At 38.7% G+C, this 17,977-nt stretch carries 17 protein-coding genes; 4 read left to right on the top strand and 13 right to left on the bottom strand.

Annotation, left to right across the window (positions count from 1 at the left end):
* Positions 1-7: 7 nt before the first annotated feature.
* From ACFOEE_RS11310 to ACFOEE_RS11270, 9 genes are all read right to left on the bottom strand, one after another.
* Positions 8-1,123, bottom strand: coding sequence for a polysaccharide export protein (locus ACFOEE_RS11310; RefSeq protein WP_377124252.1), 1,116 nt, complete (start codon positions 1,121-1,123; stop codon positions 8-10).
* A 1,249-nt stretch (positions 1,124-2,372) separates the two neighbouring features.
* A complete protein-coding gene (gene rfaH, locus ACFOEE_RS11305) occupies positions 2,373-2,867 on the bottom strand; it encodes a transcription/translation regulatory transformer protein RfaH (RefSeq protein WP_377124250.1) in 495 nt (164 codons plus the stop codon).
* 677 nt (positions 2,868-3,544) lie between these two features.
* Entirely contained in the window at positions 3,545-4,714 is a 1,170-nt protein-coding gene (locus ACFOEE_RS11300; protein ID WP_377124248.1) for a nucleotide sugar dehydrogenase, read from the bottom strand.
* A complete protein-coding gene (locus tag ACFOEE_RS11295; RefSeq protein ID WP_377124246.1) occupies positions 4,715-5,821 on the bottom strand; it encodes a glycosyltransferase family 4 protein in 1,107 nt (368 codons plus the stop codon).
* A 1-nt stretch (position 5,822) separates the two neighbouring features.
* Positions 5,823-6,686 carry a glycosyltransferase gene (locus ACFOEE_RS11290; RefSeq protein WP_377124244.1) on the bottom strand — a complete coding sequence of 288 codons (864 nt, stop codon included), beginning with the start codon at positions 6,684-6,686 and terminating at the stop codon, positions 5,823-5,825.
* On the bottom strand, positions 6,686-7,963 hold the full coding sequence (locus ACFOEE_RS11285) for a hypothetical protein (RefSeq protein WP_377124242.1): 1,278 nt from the start codon (positions 7,961-7,963) through the stop codon (positions 6,686-6,688). Before ACFOEE_RS11285 ends, ACFOEE_RS11290 begins: the two co-directional genes overlap by 1 nt.
* Positions 7,963-8,472, bottom strand: a complete 510-nt coding sequence (locus tag ACFOEE_RS11280; RefSeq protein WP_377124240.1) for a DapH/DapD/GlmU-related protein — start codon at positions 8,470-8,472, stop codon at positions 7,963-7,965. The genes ACFOEE_RS11285 and ACFOEE_RS11280 overlap by 1 nt, the downstream gene beginning before the upstream one ends.
* Positions 8,473-8,510: 38 nt before the next feature.
* Entirely contained in the window at positions 8,511-9,716 is a 1,206-nt protein-coding gene (locus ACFOEE_RS11275) for a glycosyltransferase family 4 protein (protein WP_377124238.1), read from the bottom strand.
* Positions 9,716-10,642 (bottom strand): Wzz/FepE/Etk N-terminal domain-containing protein, encoded by a 927-nt coding sequence (locus ACFOEE_RS11270; RefSeq protein WP_377124236.1) that lies wholly within the window; start codon positions 10,640-10,642, stop codon positions 9,716-9,718. Before ACFOEE_RS11270 ends, ACFOEE_RS11275 begins: the two co-directional genes overlap by 1 nt.
* Before the next feature lie 161 nt (positions 10,643-10,803).
* Here ACFOEE_RS11270 and rfbB point away from each other — a divergent pair, with 161 nt between their 5' ends.
* The 4 genes from rfbB to rffA are packed head-to-tail and all read left to right on the top strand — an operon-like array spanning position 10,804 to position 14,546.
* On the top strand, positions 10,804-11,856 hold the full coding sequence (rfbB, locus tag ACFOEE_RS11265) for a dTDP-glucose 4,6-dehydratase (protein WP_377124234.1): 1,053 nt from the start codon (positions 10,804-10,806) through the stop codon (positions 11,854-11,856).
* Positions 11,853-12,722 (top strand): glucose-1-phosphate thymidylyltransferase RfbA, encoded by an 870-nt coding sequence (gene rfbA, locus ACFOEE_RS11260; RefSeq protein WP_377124232.1) that lies wholly within the window; start codon positions 11,853-11,855, stop codon positions 12,720-12,722. Before rfbB ends, rfbA begins: the two co-directional genes overlap by 4 nt.
* Positions 12,712-13,413, top strand: coding sequence for a GNAT family N-acetyltransferase (locus tag ACFOEE_RS11255; protein WP_377124230.1), 702 nt, complete (start codon positions 12,712-12,714; stop codon positions 13,411-13,413). Before rfbA ends, ACFOEE_RS11255 begins: the two co-directional genes overlap by 11 nt.
* Entirely contained in the window at positions 13,410-14,546 is a 1,137-nt protein-coding gene (gene rffA, locus ACFOEE_RS11250; protein ID WP_377124228.1) for a dTDP-4-amino-4,6-dideoxygalactose transaminase, read from the top strand. Before ACFOEE_RS11255 ends, rffA begins: the two co-directional genes overlap by 4 nt.
* On the opposite strand, the gene ACFOEE_RS11245 is transcribed toward rffA, so the two are convergent.
* The 4 genes from ACFOEE_RS11245 to pssD are packed head-to-tail and all read right to left on the bottom strand — an operon-like array spanning position 14,547 to position 17,977.
* Positions 14,547-15,677, bottom strand: a complete 1,131-nt coding sequence (locus tag ACFOEE_RS11245) for a TDP-N-acetylfucosamine:lipid II N-acetylfucosaminyltransferase (protein ID WP_377124226.1) — start codon at positions 15,675-15,677, stop codon at positions 14,547-14,549.
* Entirely contained in the window at positions 15,640-17,067 is a 1,428-nt protein-coding gene (locus ACFOEE_RS11240) for a lipopolysaccharide biosynthesis protein (RefSeq protein ID WP_377124224.1), read from the bottom strand. The genes ACFOEE_RS11245 and ACFOEE_RS11240 overlap by 38 nt, the downstream gene beginning before the upstream one ends.
* The gene (gene pssE / locus ACFOEE_RS11235; RefSeq protein ID WP_377124222.1) at positions 17,067-17,513 is read right to left on the bottom strand and encodes a PssE/Cps14G family polysaccharide biosynthesis glycosyltransferase; all 447 of its coding nucleotides are present in this window, start codon (positions 17,511-17,513) and stop codon (positions 17,067-17,069) included. Before pssE ends, ACFOEE_RS11240 begins: the two co-directional genes overlap by 1 nt.
* A complete protein-coding gene (pssD, locus tag ACFOEE_RS11230; protein ID WP_377124220.1) occupies positions 17,510-17,977 on the bottom strand; it encodes a PssD/Cps14F family polysaccharide biosynthesis glycosyltransferase in 468 nt (155 codons plus the stop codon). Before pssD ends, pssE begins: the two co-directional genes overlap by 4 nt.

Genomic DNA, 17,977 nt, shown 5'->3' with positions numbered 1-17,977 from the left:
TTATTCCTTAGTTGGTTGTCAGGTCGTCAACACGTTCAACCACGCTGACCGAAGGTAATAATAGACTAATTACGCGATTCCAGCGCGCCACTGGTGCCGTAGTTACGTAAACTATGTCGCTTGGTTCTAACGCAAACTGGTCCGCAAGTACTAAGGCAGAGATATTTTTGGCATTTAACTGGTATACATCGGCCAATACGCCGTCTTTTGCTAAGTCACGTTTACGTAATACAAATACGCCACTGGCATTGGCGGTATTTTCGTTTAAGCCGCCAGAGTCACTTAGCGCCTGCGCTAAGCTCAAACCATAGCGTTTCACTTTAACTGTGCCAGATTTTTTCACATCACCAAGTACAAACACATTTTGTGCATCGTCACGGTTTACATGAATAACATCGCCATGTTTAAGTAAGCGGTTTTGCGAAATATCGCCTTTAGCATAAAAATCATCTAGACGAATAACCTCGGTTTTATCGCCACGGGTAAAAGTGACGGTACGCCAATCTGCGTTTTCCGTAAGGCCGCCGGCTTGATTCAGGGCATCAATCAGCGTAAGTGGGGTTTCTGTAATAGCGTAAACACCCGGCTTGTTTACCTCACCTGTTACGTAGCTTTTTTGGCTTCTAAAACCTACTACTTTCACATCCACTTGTGGGTCTTCAATTACTCGACTTAAGCGCTTTACTAAGTCAGCACGTACTTCTGTAACTGTACGGCCTTCCGCTTTGATATTAGGCGCATAAGCGTATGAAATTGTGCCGTCTGCCTGCACACGAAAACCGTCAAATTCTGCCGTACGTTGAACCGCAGCTGGAATCGTCAGCTCTGGATGATCCCAGACACCTATGGTGAGTACATCACCCACACCAAGACGATACTCATAGTTTGAGGTATCTAGGCCTTTGCTGTTTACCGTTATTTTAGCTGCGCTTTGCAGCTGCTTTTGTGTAGCAATAAGCTGAGAGTCAATCATTTGGATATTGACCTTTTCCAGCTCACTATTAAGTTGCTCTGCACTTTGGCTTGATTCAACGCCTTCAAAGTGACTACCAGGTATGATGTTGCAACCGCCAAGGGTTAATACAACAACGGAGGCTAAAAGTGATTTACCGCGTAACGCCATGTGTTTTCCCAAATTTTTGCCTAACAAGTTGTTAAGTAATTTTTAATTCGTGAAATTAAACCATGCCCGTAGTGCCGCCGCAAGCAGACAAATGGGTTAAATGATGATTTTGGCTTTAGCAGCCAAAGGTTTAATTATTTGATATTTATAAATTTGCAATTTTGTGTAATCGAAATTCGCAGCGCGATATAAAATCGCGCCTGTAGGCGGGGTTTTATACCCCACATATTTTTGTTCACCGTTTCAATTCGCCGCACTGGTGTCGCAGCCAAAAGCGCGATATAAAATCGCGCCTGTAGGCGGGGTTTTATACCCCGCATATTTTTGTTCACCGTTTCAATTCGCCGCACCGGTGTCGCTGCCAAAAGCACGATGTAAAATCGCGCCTACAGGGGCATGATTGAACGGCATTGCACCCAATTTTGTAGGCGGGGTTTTATACCCCGCATGTTTTCGTTCACCGTTTCAATTCGCCGCATCCACCAAAAGCACGATGTAAAATCGCGCCTACAGGGGCATGATTGAACGAGATTTCACCCGATTTTGTAGGCTGGGTTTTATACCCCACATATTTTTGTTCACCGTTTCAATTCGCCGCACCGGTGTCGCTACCAAAAGCACGATGTAAAATCGCGCCTACAGGGGCATGATTAAACGGCATTGCACCCTATTTTGTAGGCGGGGTTTTATACCCCGCATGTTTTCGTTCACGTTTCAATTCGCCGCATCGGTGTGGCCACCAAAAGCGCGATGTAAAATCGCGCCTACAGGGGCATGATTAAACGGGATTTCACCCTATTTTGTAGGCGGGGTTTTATACCCCGCATGTTTTCGTTCACCGTTTCAATGTGCCGCATCGGTGTCGCTGCCAAAAGCGCGATGTAAAATCGCGCCTACAGGGGCATGATTAAACTGGGTTTCACCCTATTTTGTAGGCGGGGTTTTATACCCCGCATGTTTTCGTTCACCGTTTCAATTCGCCGCACCGGTATCGCTGCTAAAAGCGCGATGTAAAATCGCGCCTACAGGGGCATGATTGAACGGCATTGCACCCAATTTTGTAGGCGGGGTTTTATACCCCGCATGTTTTTCAATTCGCCGCACCGGTGTCGCTGCCAAAAGCACGATGTAAAATCGCGCCTACATGAAAATGATGTGGCCATTGGGCACGCTTCCGCCCCTAGGTTACAGCCCCCACATGCTGATAAGTTATTAAAATTTATGTATTTTCTTAAAATAAAACGAAATATCAATTTGTAGTTCGTTCTATCGCCGTATTGTCTACGATAATTTTAACTTCTTGATTCAGAAGCTGTAATAGCAAAACACAGCGAGTGTCACCGTCTGGCTCTTGGTAAATTGCTTGTACATTCTGAAATGAATCCGTATTTAAGATCACTACATCGCCTTGCTTAGGCAAGGTATCGCCATGCAACTGTTTAGGTTCCATTATTTTAAGTTGATCAACAAGGGAGTCAGGCACAGTTTGGTATTTCTGGCCGTAAGCAATAAAACGGCTCACACCGCGAGTGTTTTTCACCGCAGCAAACGGACCGCTCTCAGCGTTGAGCTTAACGAATAAATAGTTTGGAAATACTGGACGTAAGGATGTAACGCGCTTACCGCGATTAAGCGTGGTGAACTCAGCGAATGGGAAAAAGCTCTCAATCCCTTGGTGAGCTAAATTAGCTTGTGCTCGCTGCTCTTGTTTAGGTTTACAATACAACAAAAACCAATAATCCATTATGACTAAACTTCCATAAACGCTGCATTACTGACAACATAGTGCTTACACTGGTGACATGCCTTGCGCATTATACACAGGGCAAAGATCTTATCCAACATAAAACTCAGCATTTGGTCTTAACCTCATTCACCAACAACAAGTAATAACATTAAAATTCATGAAGTTACAAAAAACCAGCTGACATTATAAAGACAACCATCAATTTACAAAAACACAATTAAATGTTAAATAAAAGTATCTATCACTGTAGCGCTAAAATGTGGAAAAAATAAGTATTTTCAGAAAATAATCTAGCTTGAAATGGCATTGTGAAGGCTTATTGTTGAGCCTTATGCACTTATAATCTTTTTATATAGTACAGCTCCCAAACAGACCAAGAGTATCTTGAGGCTTTTTGCGTCCCTGAAGCCGAGATAAGAAGTTAGTTAACTTACAAATAACCATAGGCGCGCAAACACTTTTGCGCTGTAGCTTGGTGTTTTTTAAGACAAGGCGCATTTGTGCATTAATAGCTGGGCTATTGCAAACAAATTTAACGCAGTAATAAGGAATAACAACTGCAAGAGAACAAGTTGTTATTCCAAACTCCAGTTATGTCCCTCTACTTTTGTGTTCGAGTTACGAAATAAGTTAGATAGCAGGCTTGAGCTTTAGAAGTAAGAATTTAGCATTTGCTAATCTTTCTGAAATAGATCTCGGGTATAAACTTTGTCTTGCACGTCTTCAAGCTCTGTAAACATTCGGTTAGATACAATCACATCGCTACGTGCTTTAAATTCGTTTAAATCACGCACGACTTCTGAACGATAGAAATAGCGCTCATGTAGCTCAGGTTCATAAACTATAACTGTCACGCCTTTGGCTTTTAAGCGTTTCATCACGCCTTGAACGGATGACGCACGAAAGTTATCTGAGCCTGACTTCATGATCAATCGAAACACCCCTACAACATTCGGCTCGCGCTTAAGAATGCTATTGGCTATAAAGTCTTTACGGGTGGTATTAGCATCCACAATCGCACGGATCAGGTTGTTAGGTACGTTTTGGTAATTAGCCAGCAACTGCTTGGTGTCTTTCGGTAAGCAATACCCACCGTAACCAAATGAAGGATTGTTATAATGATTGCCGATCCTGGGGTCAAGCCCTACCCCTTCAATGATCTGACGCGAATCTAAGCCATGGCTTTCAGCATAGCTATCTAATTCATTAAAGTAAGCTACTCGCATTGCCAGATAAGTGTTGGAAAATAACTTGATCGCCTCAGCTTCCGTCGCTCCGGTATGCAATACAGCAACATCCTCCTTTATTGCCGCTTGCTTCAATAAAGAGGCGAATAACTTCGCGTCCTTACAATGCCCACCCACAACAATGCGAGATGGATATAAATTATCATGCAGTGCTTTCCCTTCACGTAAAAACTCTGGCGAAAACAGAACTTTCAACGTTGGGAAACGTGACTTTAAAGATTCGGTATAACCTACCGGAATAGTCGACTTAATGACTACAATTGCGTTTGGATTATGATTCTCGATATCTTTAAGAACTGACTCTACAGAGCTCGTATTAAAGTAATTAGTTTGTGGGTCATAATCCGTGGGAGTCGCCACAATAATAAACTTAGCTTCATCAAAAGCCTTTGCTTTATCCATCGTTGCACAAAAATTAAGCCGACCACTTAATAGGAACTGCTCAACCTCCTTATCAACGATTGGAGACTGATTACGATTCAGCAAATTTACTTTTGTCTCATCAATATCTAAAGCAATAACCTCATTATGCTGAGCTAAAAGTAACGCATTTGATAAACCGACATATCCCGTACCAACTACAGCTATCTTTGTCACTTAAATTTCCTCTTTATTCAAAGCAAAGTGAAGATCAAGCTTCAACTTCTCACGGACTTGTACGCTACCATATTCAATCACAGAGAGCTGTGCTCCGACCCCTAACTCGTGCTTTCTCTCAGTTGGCATCAACGCAAATTCGACGATAGCGTCGGCAATACTCTTGGCACAACCACGTTTAAAAAGTAAACCGGTACTATTGTGTTCAACTATATCATTTACCGGTCTAATATCGCTTGCCAACACTGGAATTCCACATGCCATAGCTTCAATCGCAACTAGGCCAAAACTCTCGCGGTGCGTTGGAAACACAAACGCGTCAAACTCTCGATACTTTGACCCCAATTCCTTTTGTTCTAGAGCACCAAAATACGCCACTTTATCACGCAAATTATAATCAGCAAGCTGCTGATTCAATTCTGAAACTTGGGAACCTGTACCGTATATATCTAACGAGAGTTGAGCATAAACATTAGGGGTAGTTTTGCGAATCAATACGAGCGCTTGAAGTAACTCTTGCCATCCTTTCCCTTCATCTATGCGTGATACATAGCCTAGCTTTAATTGCTCACTATTAAATGTTTTACGTGCTGGAAAAAACACCTTCTCATCAAAACCACTTGATGGAGAAACAATTATTTTTTCTTTATTTACATGAGGATAACGCTTAATCAGTTCATCTTTAAAGTATAAAGAGGGCACAACCAGCGCCTTACTTTTTGAGAGAATGATATTTGAAAACATTCCCATCACTTTATGAATCCGCCCTTCACCAACAAGATCATCACCATGAATATTTACAACATAGATAGGATTTCCGAAAAACAAATAAGGTAAAAGGGGAATTGTCGAATAAGTCAAATAGTGAATATAAATAAAATCATAATTACCTTTAAAAATCTTAAAAAAACCTTTAAAAATAAAAACCATGTATGTGATCAGTTTTCTAAATCCAACCACCCTTTCATCAATAACTATAGTTTCAGTTATATCATAATTAACTTCTTTTAGATGTTGATAGTTTTTTCCTACAAACGATCCAAAAGAAGGATCTCTCACTGAAGGGAATAGATTAGCAATGAAACATACTTTAATAATATTTTTCATTTTACTTGAGGATCTCTAATCTTTTTCTTGCTAAGTAAGGGAATAATGAAGCAAGCCATGCTTTAATAACTTTTACTGCTATCGGTTTACAATAAAATCGTTTAACATCCATGAGTGTTACACATTTACCTTGAGTATAATGCATAAAGAAGGAAAAACATTTTTTGTTTTGCTCCGACATATACATTTCATATTTAGAAAAAAATTGTTCTAAACCTCGCACTCGAGCATCTTCACTACTCGTTATTCTAGGTAGATCGTGGGCAGTGTGCACAATGTAAGACACGGTTGCGATACGCTTACCATTACCATATTTAAGAATAAGTCTAGTCCACATATCCCAATCTTGGGAAGAAACCAAATCAGGATCAAATAATCCACTTTCAATCAGACGATTTCTGAAAGTGAATACTTGATTTGAAGCCTGATTAAAGTTTAATTGTTCATTAATCCCGATTGAAAGTTGACTTGATAGAATGGCTTTTCGTCGGCTTCCGTAATCCCAATAGTAACCAGAGCAAACAAATGCATCTTGCTTATCAAAGGCTTCAAGTAAACTTTGAATCCGATTTGGTAAAAATTCATCATCGTCATCCAATCCCGTCGCATACAATCCTTCGCCATTTAAAATGGCGTAATTGCGTGCATTACAGGCTCCCCGATTTTCATCAAACCTTTTATACCTGATATTAGGATGACGCAACATTAAGTCTCTTATGAATTCTTGTGTCCCATCTTTAGACCCATTGTCAACAATGAACAACTCAATGTTTTTATAGGTTTGAGCTAGTACTGAATCAACTGCGCGCTTAAGGAGATGTAAACGATTATAGGTTGGTAACCAAACTGTAACGAGGGGTGACATCACACTACCTCCTGCTGAGGTTTATCGAACCACAACAAGCTTGCGAATAACCCCAAGGAGACTCCTAGTGTGCCTGACATCCAGACATGTCCACTCAACTGAGATAAACAAAATAGAATAGATAAACCCAGTGCGACACATGGGCTGTACAGTGACGAAGGGGATCGAAACTGTACCCATGCCTTAATGAATAAATAAAGATGCAAACTCAAACAGATAAACAGTCCAACAACACCAAACCAAGCAAGAATATCAACTGAATCAATCTCAGCTGAATATTTTATGTGTATAAATTGCGCGATGCCTGCACTACTTACCCCTATAACTTGCTGCCAAAGCTCAAGCTGATAAAAGTAAACTTGCAAGATTTCTTTTGCATACAGGTCGCGACCAGACAATATAATTCCTAAAACACCTTTTTGGTCTAAAACCCAAACAAATTTATCATATAGACCTAACGCATTTAAGAAGTCTACGATCATTATAACGAACACTGATGTGAGTGCTAAAGCAGGAGCAAACATTGCAAATTTTAGCTTAGTTAAAGATAAAAACCGCTCTCTTTCGTTGAAAATAGGCACTAAAAAAATAATCAAAAATGTAGCTAGAAGAGCTGTTTTTGTCGCCACTGCGACCCCAGCAAGTAATGAGCCGGCAGCAGCTAACCAGTAAAATTTTGGTTTACGATTCCAACATAAATGTAAGGCGAAGCAAAACAGTACAACCATAGTTGCACCAAGCTCATTTGCAGAATATATAAATCCATTTGTACCTGCGCTTTCACCATCTCTTAGTTCGTAACTAGGCCTTCCAAACCCCATTAAACCGATAACAAGATTACCGCAAAGAATGATGAAATTACTAAACAGAGCCCGTTCTACCCACTTACTCGTAAAATGGTAATAACGTTCACTCATCAAGCCAATATATACAAACACAATAAATGGCATTAATATTTTTACCACATTTGAAAAGTCAGAAACAAAAAATGCAATATCACTACCCTTTAAAACCTGCAAAGCTGGTGCCAACAAATAGTAAGATAATATAACCAAGAAAAACAAAATATAACTAAAGTTCAAAACGAAGATCAAAAACAACAAAATTAAAGTTAAAAACAACTTATAAGCAAGAGAAATTTTTAAATCGATATTAAGCTGTAAAACAGCAAAACCTGAAACCACATCGGCCAACAAGTAAAATGACAGCAGCAGCATTACGATACTATGCAATATGCTAGGATTATTATTTTTCATTAGGTCTAAGGAATCAGCCATCAAAATTTTTCCGGTTCATTTCTTAGCTTCTCCACGTAGTTTGATTTGTATTCCTCAATCGTTTTAATTATTCGTGCAGGATTGCCAGCAACGACAACATTTGAGGGTACATCTCTAGTAACTACACTCCCGGCGCCAATAACAACATTGTCTCCTATAGTGACTCCAGGCATTATTATACTTCCCCAGCCAACAAAGACCTTATTACCAATCGTAATTGGCGCTCGGTAGGAACATCTAGAGCCTGGCAAATAGACTTCTGTTCTTTTTACTAAGCTTTCAAGAAATAAGGTTGGTGACGCGTCGTGACCCAATAGAGTAACCCCAGTAATCGTACAGTCATTACCTATTTTAAATTGGTCACCTTTGAATGAAGACGAAAAAGTACAATTTATCAGCAGTGTATTTGTGCCAACATCAACCCCTTTTTTTCGATAGCGAGAAAGTGTCAATTCATAACCCAATCTAGCTACTAACTCTTGAAGCTTTCGATTACTCCAAACTACCATGAGCAATCTACACATATAATAGCGAATGTAGACACCCATTAAGTAAGCTCCAAATCTTGAGCAAGTTTAACCCAACTAAATTTTGACTCGGCCAACACTCGGTTTTCCGCGCTTATGATTGCGTAATCTTCCTCTGACATAGTCAAACACCGCTCGAAAGCGCGCGCAAATTCATCTGCATCGTGCTTGGCAACAAATAGGTTTCGGGTTTCTTCTAATATTTCTGACGAGGCTGTCACAACCTCAGAAGATGCTGAGGCTGCTATAATAGGTAAACCGCACGCTAAGGCTTCCAATATAGTTTGCCCTAATGGTTCATAAGTCGATGACATAACAAAGAAATCAGCTGCTTTATAGTATAATTCAGGACAACTTTGCTTGCCTAAAAAACGGACTCTATTACTCAAATTTAGTTCTAATACGCGCTCCTTTAGCTTTTCACCCAATGGTCCTTCACCTAGCAACCATAATTCACTATTGTCATCTTCGACTTTGGAAAACGCATTAATTGCGGTTTCAAATCCTTTTGCTTTTACAAACCGACCAATACAAAGAAACGCCTTTTTGTTAGCAGCCAATCCCAATTTCCCTCTCAGTTTTATTTTCTCTTCAAAACTGATTTGCTCGAAACGTGACAAACTTACACCGGGCTTGCAAATAAAAATGCCATTTTTTGGTAGGTGCACATCTCTTACTTGCTCAAACATATTTTGACTGAACACACTGACTTTATCCGCAGTGGCAAATGCAATCCATTGCAGCAGCTTATGAAAATTAAAAGATAGATGAGACTTAACTTGTGATAAAAATCTTGGATTTTCAATTGGGCTGGCTTTGGACTCGTTTTTTACCACGCCAGGGACAAGATAATTAACATTTCTGAGCCCAGCAATTTTTAACAACACTAGATTGAAGTGGTAGCGGCAAACTGTAAATTTAATATCGTACTGCTTATTCACTTTTCTATATAACTTATAGGCACTTTGAACATGACGAATGAACCCGACCATGCCCTCACCTTGAAACGCAGCATATCTGAAGATGGCTACACCATTTTCGTTACTCTCAGCGGGCAACGCTTGCTGTTCCGGATTCAGATCACTAACTACTAAGATTGGCTTATATCCAAGTTCCTTATATTCTTGGGCTAGATGAAAAAGCGAGTTTTCAATTCCACCAATGTTAGGCTTGTACTGATTACTCGTAATCAAAACTACTTTTTTATCAGTGTTGTTAGGCGACATTATTTTTGGCCTCTGGTCTTTAAAGCCAGAATGAAAGCTAAGATTAGAGACATTAGACCACCTAACATCGTTATTGCAATGCAGATCAAAGCGCGTGATGGCCCTGACTTTTCCTCAGGATAAAATGCTGGCGCTAATGCTTTAAAAAGGTAATCATCACTCGCCGCAGAAACAAGTTTTGTTCGAGTTTGTTCTGCAATAAGCTCGTAAAACATCGTCCGCAACTCCGCAACTGTTGTTTCGTTTGCCTTCTTTTCTAGATAAGAAATAGCTTGGTCGGCTTGAATTTTGTCTTGTTCTTTCCAAAAAAGGTTTATGTCTTCAATTAGCCAATTTGCAATGTTCTGAGATAAGTCTGGTGATAAACTGCTTACCTTTATCTCAACAATTCCCTTTTTATCTGAGTTCGCCAGCGTAATCTTCGGAACTAAAGCATCATAACCCTCCCAAGGCGTTGGAATTTGATTTTTACCAGGAGCAGGGGTTCTGGTCCAAGTCTTTGTGTTTGAGTCATAAATTTCAATATTAAAAATTGGCTTTCGAGTTACCCGATCCCACCCTTCCAATGCAAGTAAGTAAGGTAATAGTTCACGCTTTTCGATAAAGTTGTGCAGGAAGTTCCTACTTTTCATGAACTCTATTGCAGCAGCGGTCTGGTCTCCTGAACTACCCAGTGAAATACCCGCCATGCTCGCTAAGCCACCAAATTGTCCTGCAAGCTTGGATAAACCGCCGGAATCTTTAGATTTGCTTGGCACTACAATCATTTTTGCTGTGTATATGTTTGGTTGATTTACCGCGATGAGAATCGACACCCCAGCGGATAGTAAAAAACCTATGATTACTAGCCATTTAAATCGCCCGATTTCTTTAAAAGCAAGCGAAGCCGCGTTAGATAGACTTTGAGTCGTTGGAGGGATATCCATATATTTCAGTCACTATAAACAAAACAAATGACGCGCAGTATATCAAAAGTTTTTCCCATTGGAAAAAGTTCTACCTACTCAAGCAAAAATTGAGTTTACCTCATCACATGAGGTAAAATTAGCGTTTGAAAAAGTAGCGCGTAGTCTATTTGGGAAAACATATGAATATAATTGTAACGGGTGGTGCTGGATTTATAGGTTCTGCGGTTGTTCGTCATATCATTGATAATACGGAAGATAATGTACTAAACATAGACAAGCTTACTTATGCCGGCAATCTAGATTCATTGACCGGATATAGTGAACACCCGCGTTACCAATTTGCACAAATTGATGTATGCGACAAAACCTCTCTTCAATGTATTTTTGACAATTTTAAGCCCGATGTTGTGATGCATTTGGCTGCAGAGAGTCATGTTGATCGTTCGATATCTGGTCCTGCTGAATTTATCAACACTAATATCATTGGTACTTTTACTCTGTTGGAAGTCTCCAGAGAATATTTAGAAAAGACATCGGTGCCACATTTTCGCTTTCATCACGTTTCTACGGACGAAGTATTTGGTGACTTAGATGGGACATCAGCGCTCTTTACTGAACAGACACCTTATGCCCCCAGCTCCCCTTATTCCGCGTCGAAAGCAAGCTCAGATCACTTAGTGCGAGCTTGGGGCCGAACTTACAATTTACCTGTTGTTATCACAAACTGTTCAAATAATTACGGACCCTTCCATTTCCCTGAGAAGTTAATTCCGTTAATGATTTTGAATGCAATTGCAGGTAAACAATTGCCTATTTACGGAGATGGACAACAAATTAGGGATTGGTTATTTGTTGAAGACCATGCTAGGGCTTTGCTAATGGTTGCGAAACAAGGCAAATTAAATGAATCCTATAACATAGGTGGTTACAATGAAATGACCAACCTAGAAGTTGTTTATAGTATTTGTGAAATACTCAATGAGCTCGTGCAAACTAAACCTGCAGGCATTACAGATTTCAAACAGCTTATTCATTTCATTACCGATAGGCCAGGTCATGACAAACGTTATGCCATTGATGCCTCCAAAATTACACAAGAATTAGGTTGGAAACCAAGCGAAACATTCAGCACCGGATTAAGAAAAACGATAGAGTGGTACTTAGAAAACCAATGGTGGTGGACTAAGGTTGTAGATGGCAGTTATAAAATATCAAACGAGACTATAGCATGAAAGGGATTGTATTAGCTGGCGGTTCAGGTACCAGACTCTACCCGATAACCCTTGGGGTTTCCAAACAACTATTACCTATTTACGATAAACCCATGATTTATTACCCGCTGTCTGTGTTAATGCTGGCTGATATTCGTGAAATTTTAATCATCACCACCAAACAGGACCAAGACAGTTTCAAACAATTATTGGGCGACGGAAGTCGCTTTGGGCTTAGTATTGAATATGCAATCCAAGACGAACCGCAAGGACTTGCACAAGCATTTACTATAGGTGAAAAGTTTATTGGTACAGACAGTGTTTGTCTGGTTTTAGGCGACAACATTTATCATGGCCAAGGATTTGCAGAAAAATTAAAAACGGCTAGAGAAATTACACATGGAGCCTGTATTTTTGGCTATCAAGTGAAAGATCCGAATCGTTTTGGTGTAGTCGAATTTGACGATACACAGACTGTTTTAAGTATTGAAGAAAAACCTGAACACCCAAAATCAAACTGGGCAGTTACGGGGCTTTATTTCTATGACAATAAAGTTGTTGAAATTGCCAAATCAATTAAACCCTCATCTCGCGGAGAATTAGAGATCACTTGTATTAATAATGCTTACCTTGCTCAAGGTCAACTTCAAGTGCAATTGTTAGGGCGCGGGTTTGCTTGGTTAGATACTGGTACACACGATAGCCTGATTGAGGCTAGCCAATACGTACAAACATTAGAGCATAGGCAAGGCTATAAAATTGCGTGTCTTGAAGAAATCGCTTTTAGAAAGAAGTGGATTTCAAAAAGCGAATTGCTAGAATTTGCGACACCATTAATGAAGACGGGTTACGGAGTTTATCTACAGGAAATCGCTAATGGCAGATAAGCTTAGCTCGCTGCGTCGACTAGATTGGGATAGCGAGTTTTTCGGAAAAGAAATTGGACACTTTGAAAGTAATGAGGAAATCGAGCTGAATTTAAATTTCGCTGATTTCGAACTAGTTCAAGCAAAAGTATCGGCAAGTAATAGTACTCATATTGATAACCCATCTAATATGGGGTTTGTTTTTGTAGAAGGTGAGTTGAACTTTATTCTAGATCTTACAAATAATAAGTACTCAAATAACTTTGAACCAGCTGTAACCGCAACCCCAAATGATATTAATGAGATTTGTAAGATAGCAAGTAACGAATTACAAACCTCTCGCTATAGAGCACCTTGGTTTTCAGATTTACACCGCAGCAACCTTTACTCAACTTGGGCCCAAAAAGCAGTTTTAGGTCAATATGACGATATTTGTTTAGTTGCTAAAGATAACTCAGGTTCAATAACTGGATTTGCGACCCTAAAATTTCATGGACAACATGCAAGAATAGGGCTTATCACGGTTGACAGCCGCTTTCGCAGACAAGGAGTTGGTAAGCAATTATTAGCATCCGTAATAATTGCCTGTCAGAAAAAGGGTTGTGATTCTTTATTAGTTTCTACTCAAATGTCAAATACAGCTGCCATTCAAGCATACGCAAAAGCTGGCTTTACACCTAATTCAATTAACTATTGGTTTTACCGGACATGATCCCATTCAATAAGCCAGCAATTGTTGGCACAGAACTAAAATACATAGAAACAGCAATGCTATCGAACAAACTATGTGGTGATGGCGGTTTTACTAAGAAAGCTTGCGAATTAATGGAGGCTGAATTTCAAGCGCATAAAGTGTTACTTACACCCTCGTGTACAGCATCACTAGAACTTGCAGCCCTGTTGCTTGACTTAGATTCCCAATCGGAAGTTATCATACCGAGCTACACATTTGTTTCAACAGCAAATGCATTCGCTTTGAGGGGCGCAAAAATAAAATTTGTCGATGTCGACCCATTAACAATGAACCTAGATTTAGATGCAGTAGAACAGGCAATTACTCCTAATACAAAAGTAATTGTGCCTGTCCATTATGCTGGCACATCATGCGATATGGATAGGTTAATGTCGATAGCGAAAAAATATGCGATTTGGGTGGTAGAAGACGCAGCTCAAGGCGTAAATGCTAAGTATAAAGACAAATATTTAGGTACAATTGGACATATCGGATGTTATAGTTTTCACGAAACCAAAAATTACACTTCTGGTGGTGAAGGTGGCGCTATTGTAATTAACAGTCAAGAACTTGTTGAACGAGCTGAAATAATTAGAGAAAAGGGTACAAACCGAGCGCAAATGTTCAGAGGACAAGTAGATAAGTACACTTGGCAAGATATAGGCTCGAGCTACCTGCCCTCTGAAATTCAAGCAGCCTACTTATATGCTCAGTTAGAATGTTTAGACTTAATTAATAAAAAGCGGCTCTACATTTGGGATAAATATTATGCCGCATTTAATAGTTATGTAGACTCTGGCAAAATATCACTACCTTCAATACCCAAATTCAACACGCACAACGCCCATATGTTTTTCCTTAAGTTCGAAAACATTGATAAAAGAACTGATTTTATTCTTCATTGTAAAGATAAAAATATAATATCTCCATTTCACTATATACCATTGCACTCCAGTCCAGCAGGAAAGAGACTTGGTGAATTAACCGGTGAAGATTTACACACAACTAAAGAATCAGAAAAACTAGTGAGATTACCATTATATTTTAACATGAATGAAAGCGAAATTGATTATATAATTGAAGTGATTAGGAATTACCTAGAGAGCCATTAGTTAATGGCTCTTTTTAATATAAGCAAATAACTTTTCTAGCCCATTTTCCCAAACTGAAATCACTGCGGGCGTATCAAAATATTCTTCAATAATTTCCCTGTAACGCTCAGTATTTTTCTTTTCCGACTCAATTAATTTCATCAATTGGGTTTTATTTAGATGAATTAAACTATTACTATCGTAAATATTAAAACCTATTCTCTTCAAAAACACACTGGACAATGTATCCTTTCTTAAAAAAACACATTTTCCAGAATATAGAAACTGGTAGATATTCCCCATAGCTTGCTGGCGGTTATGGAAAAATATTGAAATATCAATATCATTTAGTAACTCTTTGTACTTTTCGGGACCCATAAAATCTAGAATAGGAATAAAATTCTCCCCGAAGATGTCATATCCTTTCTTAATAACTTGATCTCGATAAGATAAATCCACAACAGCGTAGGATAATATGCAATAAACGACCACATCGTTTTTCAAATTCTCTAAGCGATGAAATATTTCAAGATGATTATTTTGTGGATCAGCAGAGTTACCAGCTAAGATCTTAACAGGTTTACCTTTTTCGATTTTTTTTTCCGGACTTTTCTCAATCCCTATTGGATTCGGATAAAGTAAATTTAAATGAAGCGCACTTGTCTTATAGTTTAAAGAAATTAATTTTAGCTCTTCATCTAATGGAGAGGCAATTGCAAAGAATTTTCTTATAACTCGTTTTCTGAACAACTCATTTATCCATCCCAAGAAATTTTTTGGTCTATTTTGAAAGTAATAGATATCTCCGCCCCAAGTCATCCAAAGTGACTTATCACCGAGTTTGAAAAAAGTAAAAAGAAAGGCAATAAAAGCAAGGAATGGTCCTGTGTAAAACAATCCATGAAACACATTAAGCTCAAAATCTTTACTACTCAATAAAGAGTAGATTTTCTTCCATTTCGATATTTTACCAAGGCTATTGAGATCTAAAATATTGGCCTGTTCGGGGTAATATTTAGCTAAGTCAGTACCGTCTGATACAAGCGCAACATAATAGTGTTGATACTCACTTAAATGTAACGATGATATCTCGACGAACTTACCGTTATATTTGTCAGGGAGTTTTGTCATCAGATGAAGGATTTTTTTCACGCTTTTTCAGCCCTATAATCTCATTTTTAAGCATAATAATAAGTGTAGTTGAAACAAAAATTTTGAATAAAACCAGATATTCACCTACAAAAAAAGCCTGAGCAATAGCTGAAAAATAAATAACAGCTGTCACTGTATATAACTTTTTGACTCCGAAAGGTTTCCATATGCGTCTTGATATTTCTGTTCTAGCCATAAAAAAAGCAAAGAAACCTGAAGCCAGTGAAATCGCTGCACCAACCTCTTTATATTTTGGAATTAAAATAACTGCCAATAACACTGCAACAGTAAGTGCTACGATTGTTACGGGTAGCATGTAGTGACTTTTCCGAGAAATATTGATGCCAATAACGGTTGTTTCAGACAAGGTAAAGTAAAGAGGTTGTAAAACACATAATGGTAACAACAAAACAACTACACTATATTCTTTTGGAATAAACCACGCTGTAGCAGGAGAAAATATCAATATTAATATATAAGCAACTGCCAGACCAAGCAGAGTATTTATCATTACCTTTTCAAATTGAACGATACTCGCACCTTCTTTATTTAGCTTATATACCTGAGGCGTCCAGACAGTTGAAAATATTTGCTGCAATATAGTCACCGCAGACGCAAAACTTAACGCAACGGAATAACGCCCTAAACTTTCTAGGTCAGAAAAATAGGTAAGTAAGAATCGATCAAAGCTGCTTAAGCACCACAATATCGCGCCTGATAGAACTAAAGGCAAACCAAAGCGTTTTACTCTTTTATCTAGGTTTTGGTCACTTTTAACCTTTAAGAACAAAGCAGAAATCAGCTCATGACGACATAGATAACAAGCCAATGCAGTATTAATCACTAATGCAAAAGTAAATATAAAAGTTGCGGAAATACTACTTTTATCAAACCCTTTAAAAAAAACTATTGGTATCGCAAGTAGTATTAAGGCCTTAGGTAAGATTTGCAGTAAAGATAAAATTAATGGTCGCTCCTGCATCCTTATGATGAGCGAATTAAATCGAAAAATGACTGTTGAGAATATAGCGATAGAAAAAATAGTAATTAACTTAGATGAGTCGTCTTTTGGTAGCAAAAACCAATCTGCAAGCTTTGTATGAAAAACTAGCAATAGTAGGCAAAATAATGCTGTTACAGACAATGGTACAATGAAAACCGAACGAAATAGAACAACCTTGTTTGACGCATCGTGAAACTCTCTTACATAGGATTGATCAAACCCTAACGTCAAGACTAACGCCGCTCCTGTCAGAGTTGCATTGAGTATTGCAACCATCCCTACTGCATCGACAGGAAATACCCAAGCCAACAATGGAACACTCAACAATCCAATTGCTGCTGCTGCAACAGGCCCAAGGGCATAATAAAGAAGAGTTTTGAGGTTCATCAAAATAATGCTATCAATTCATTGGCTACAAAAAAGCTATCTTTTTCGTAATATGCAGGACAAAATGTTGATAACTGATCGAATATTGAAGCTAAACTCGTTAGGTCATTACATACAAGCGCCAAACCATTATTTTTTATATAGTTAGCAAGATCTGCTTGATGTTTATCTATTCTTTCTAAATTCGGCACTGCAACAAAACGCTTATTCTGATCTAATAGATAGAAAATAGTGCCTGCTCCTGCATGAGTGATAACGACATCACACTCATTAACATATGAATGAAAGACATCAGAAAAGTCAAAATACTTACCATTTTTTGGCAGATATTGACCATGTGAGATTTGGAATACGCATTCAATCTCTCCTTTGCACGCGATAGACTCATCAACAGTTTTTACTAGAGAGTCAAAAGGTGATGAGCCTACTGTCACAAAAACTTTCATAAACGACCGCTATATTTTGCATTCTTATAAAACACCAGCTGCTCTTTATTCTGAACATAAAAGTCGCTTGCAATGCGATACATTACCCTACCAGTTATTGATCTTGTGTAGAAACGACAAAATGTTTCGACGAAAACAGTTTTTTTACCTAGCAATCTAAGAAGAATAAAAGGCAATATAGCGTTACCTGGTCCGGTAGAGATAGCACCACTAACACCATACTTTTTCACTATTTTATAAAGCATTGGTAAACAAGATAAGTTTCTAATCAATAGAGTTATTAGATTTGAATGCTTATTTTTATCCCGAACATCCATGAGACTTACATGGCGGATAGATTCATCGAGAGGCGCGGGCCCCACAGAAATAAAATCTAGAGTTCCAGTGTCTATATGTTCGAGTAAGAGCTTCATTTCTTGGCGATGGCCACCTTCGCCGTAAATTAAAAGTACAACCTTTTTCAT

It is taken from the genome of Pseudoalteromonas fenneropenaei, from assembly GCF_042643375.1.
GTDB classification, from domain to species: domain Bacteria; phylum Pseudomonadota; class Gammaproteobacteria; order Enterobacterales; family Alteromonadaceae; genus Pseudoalteromonas; species Pseudoalteromonas fenneropenaei.
Note: the sequence above shows the minus strand (reverse complement) of the source record. Positions and strands in the feature narration are given on the sequence as shown.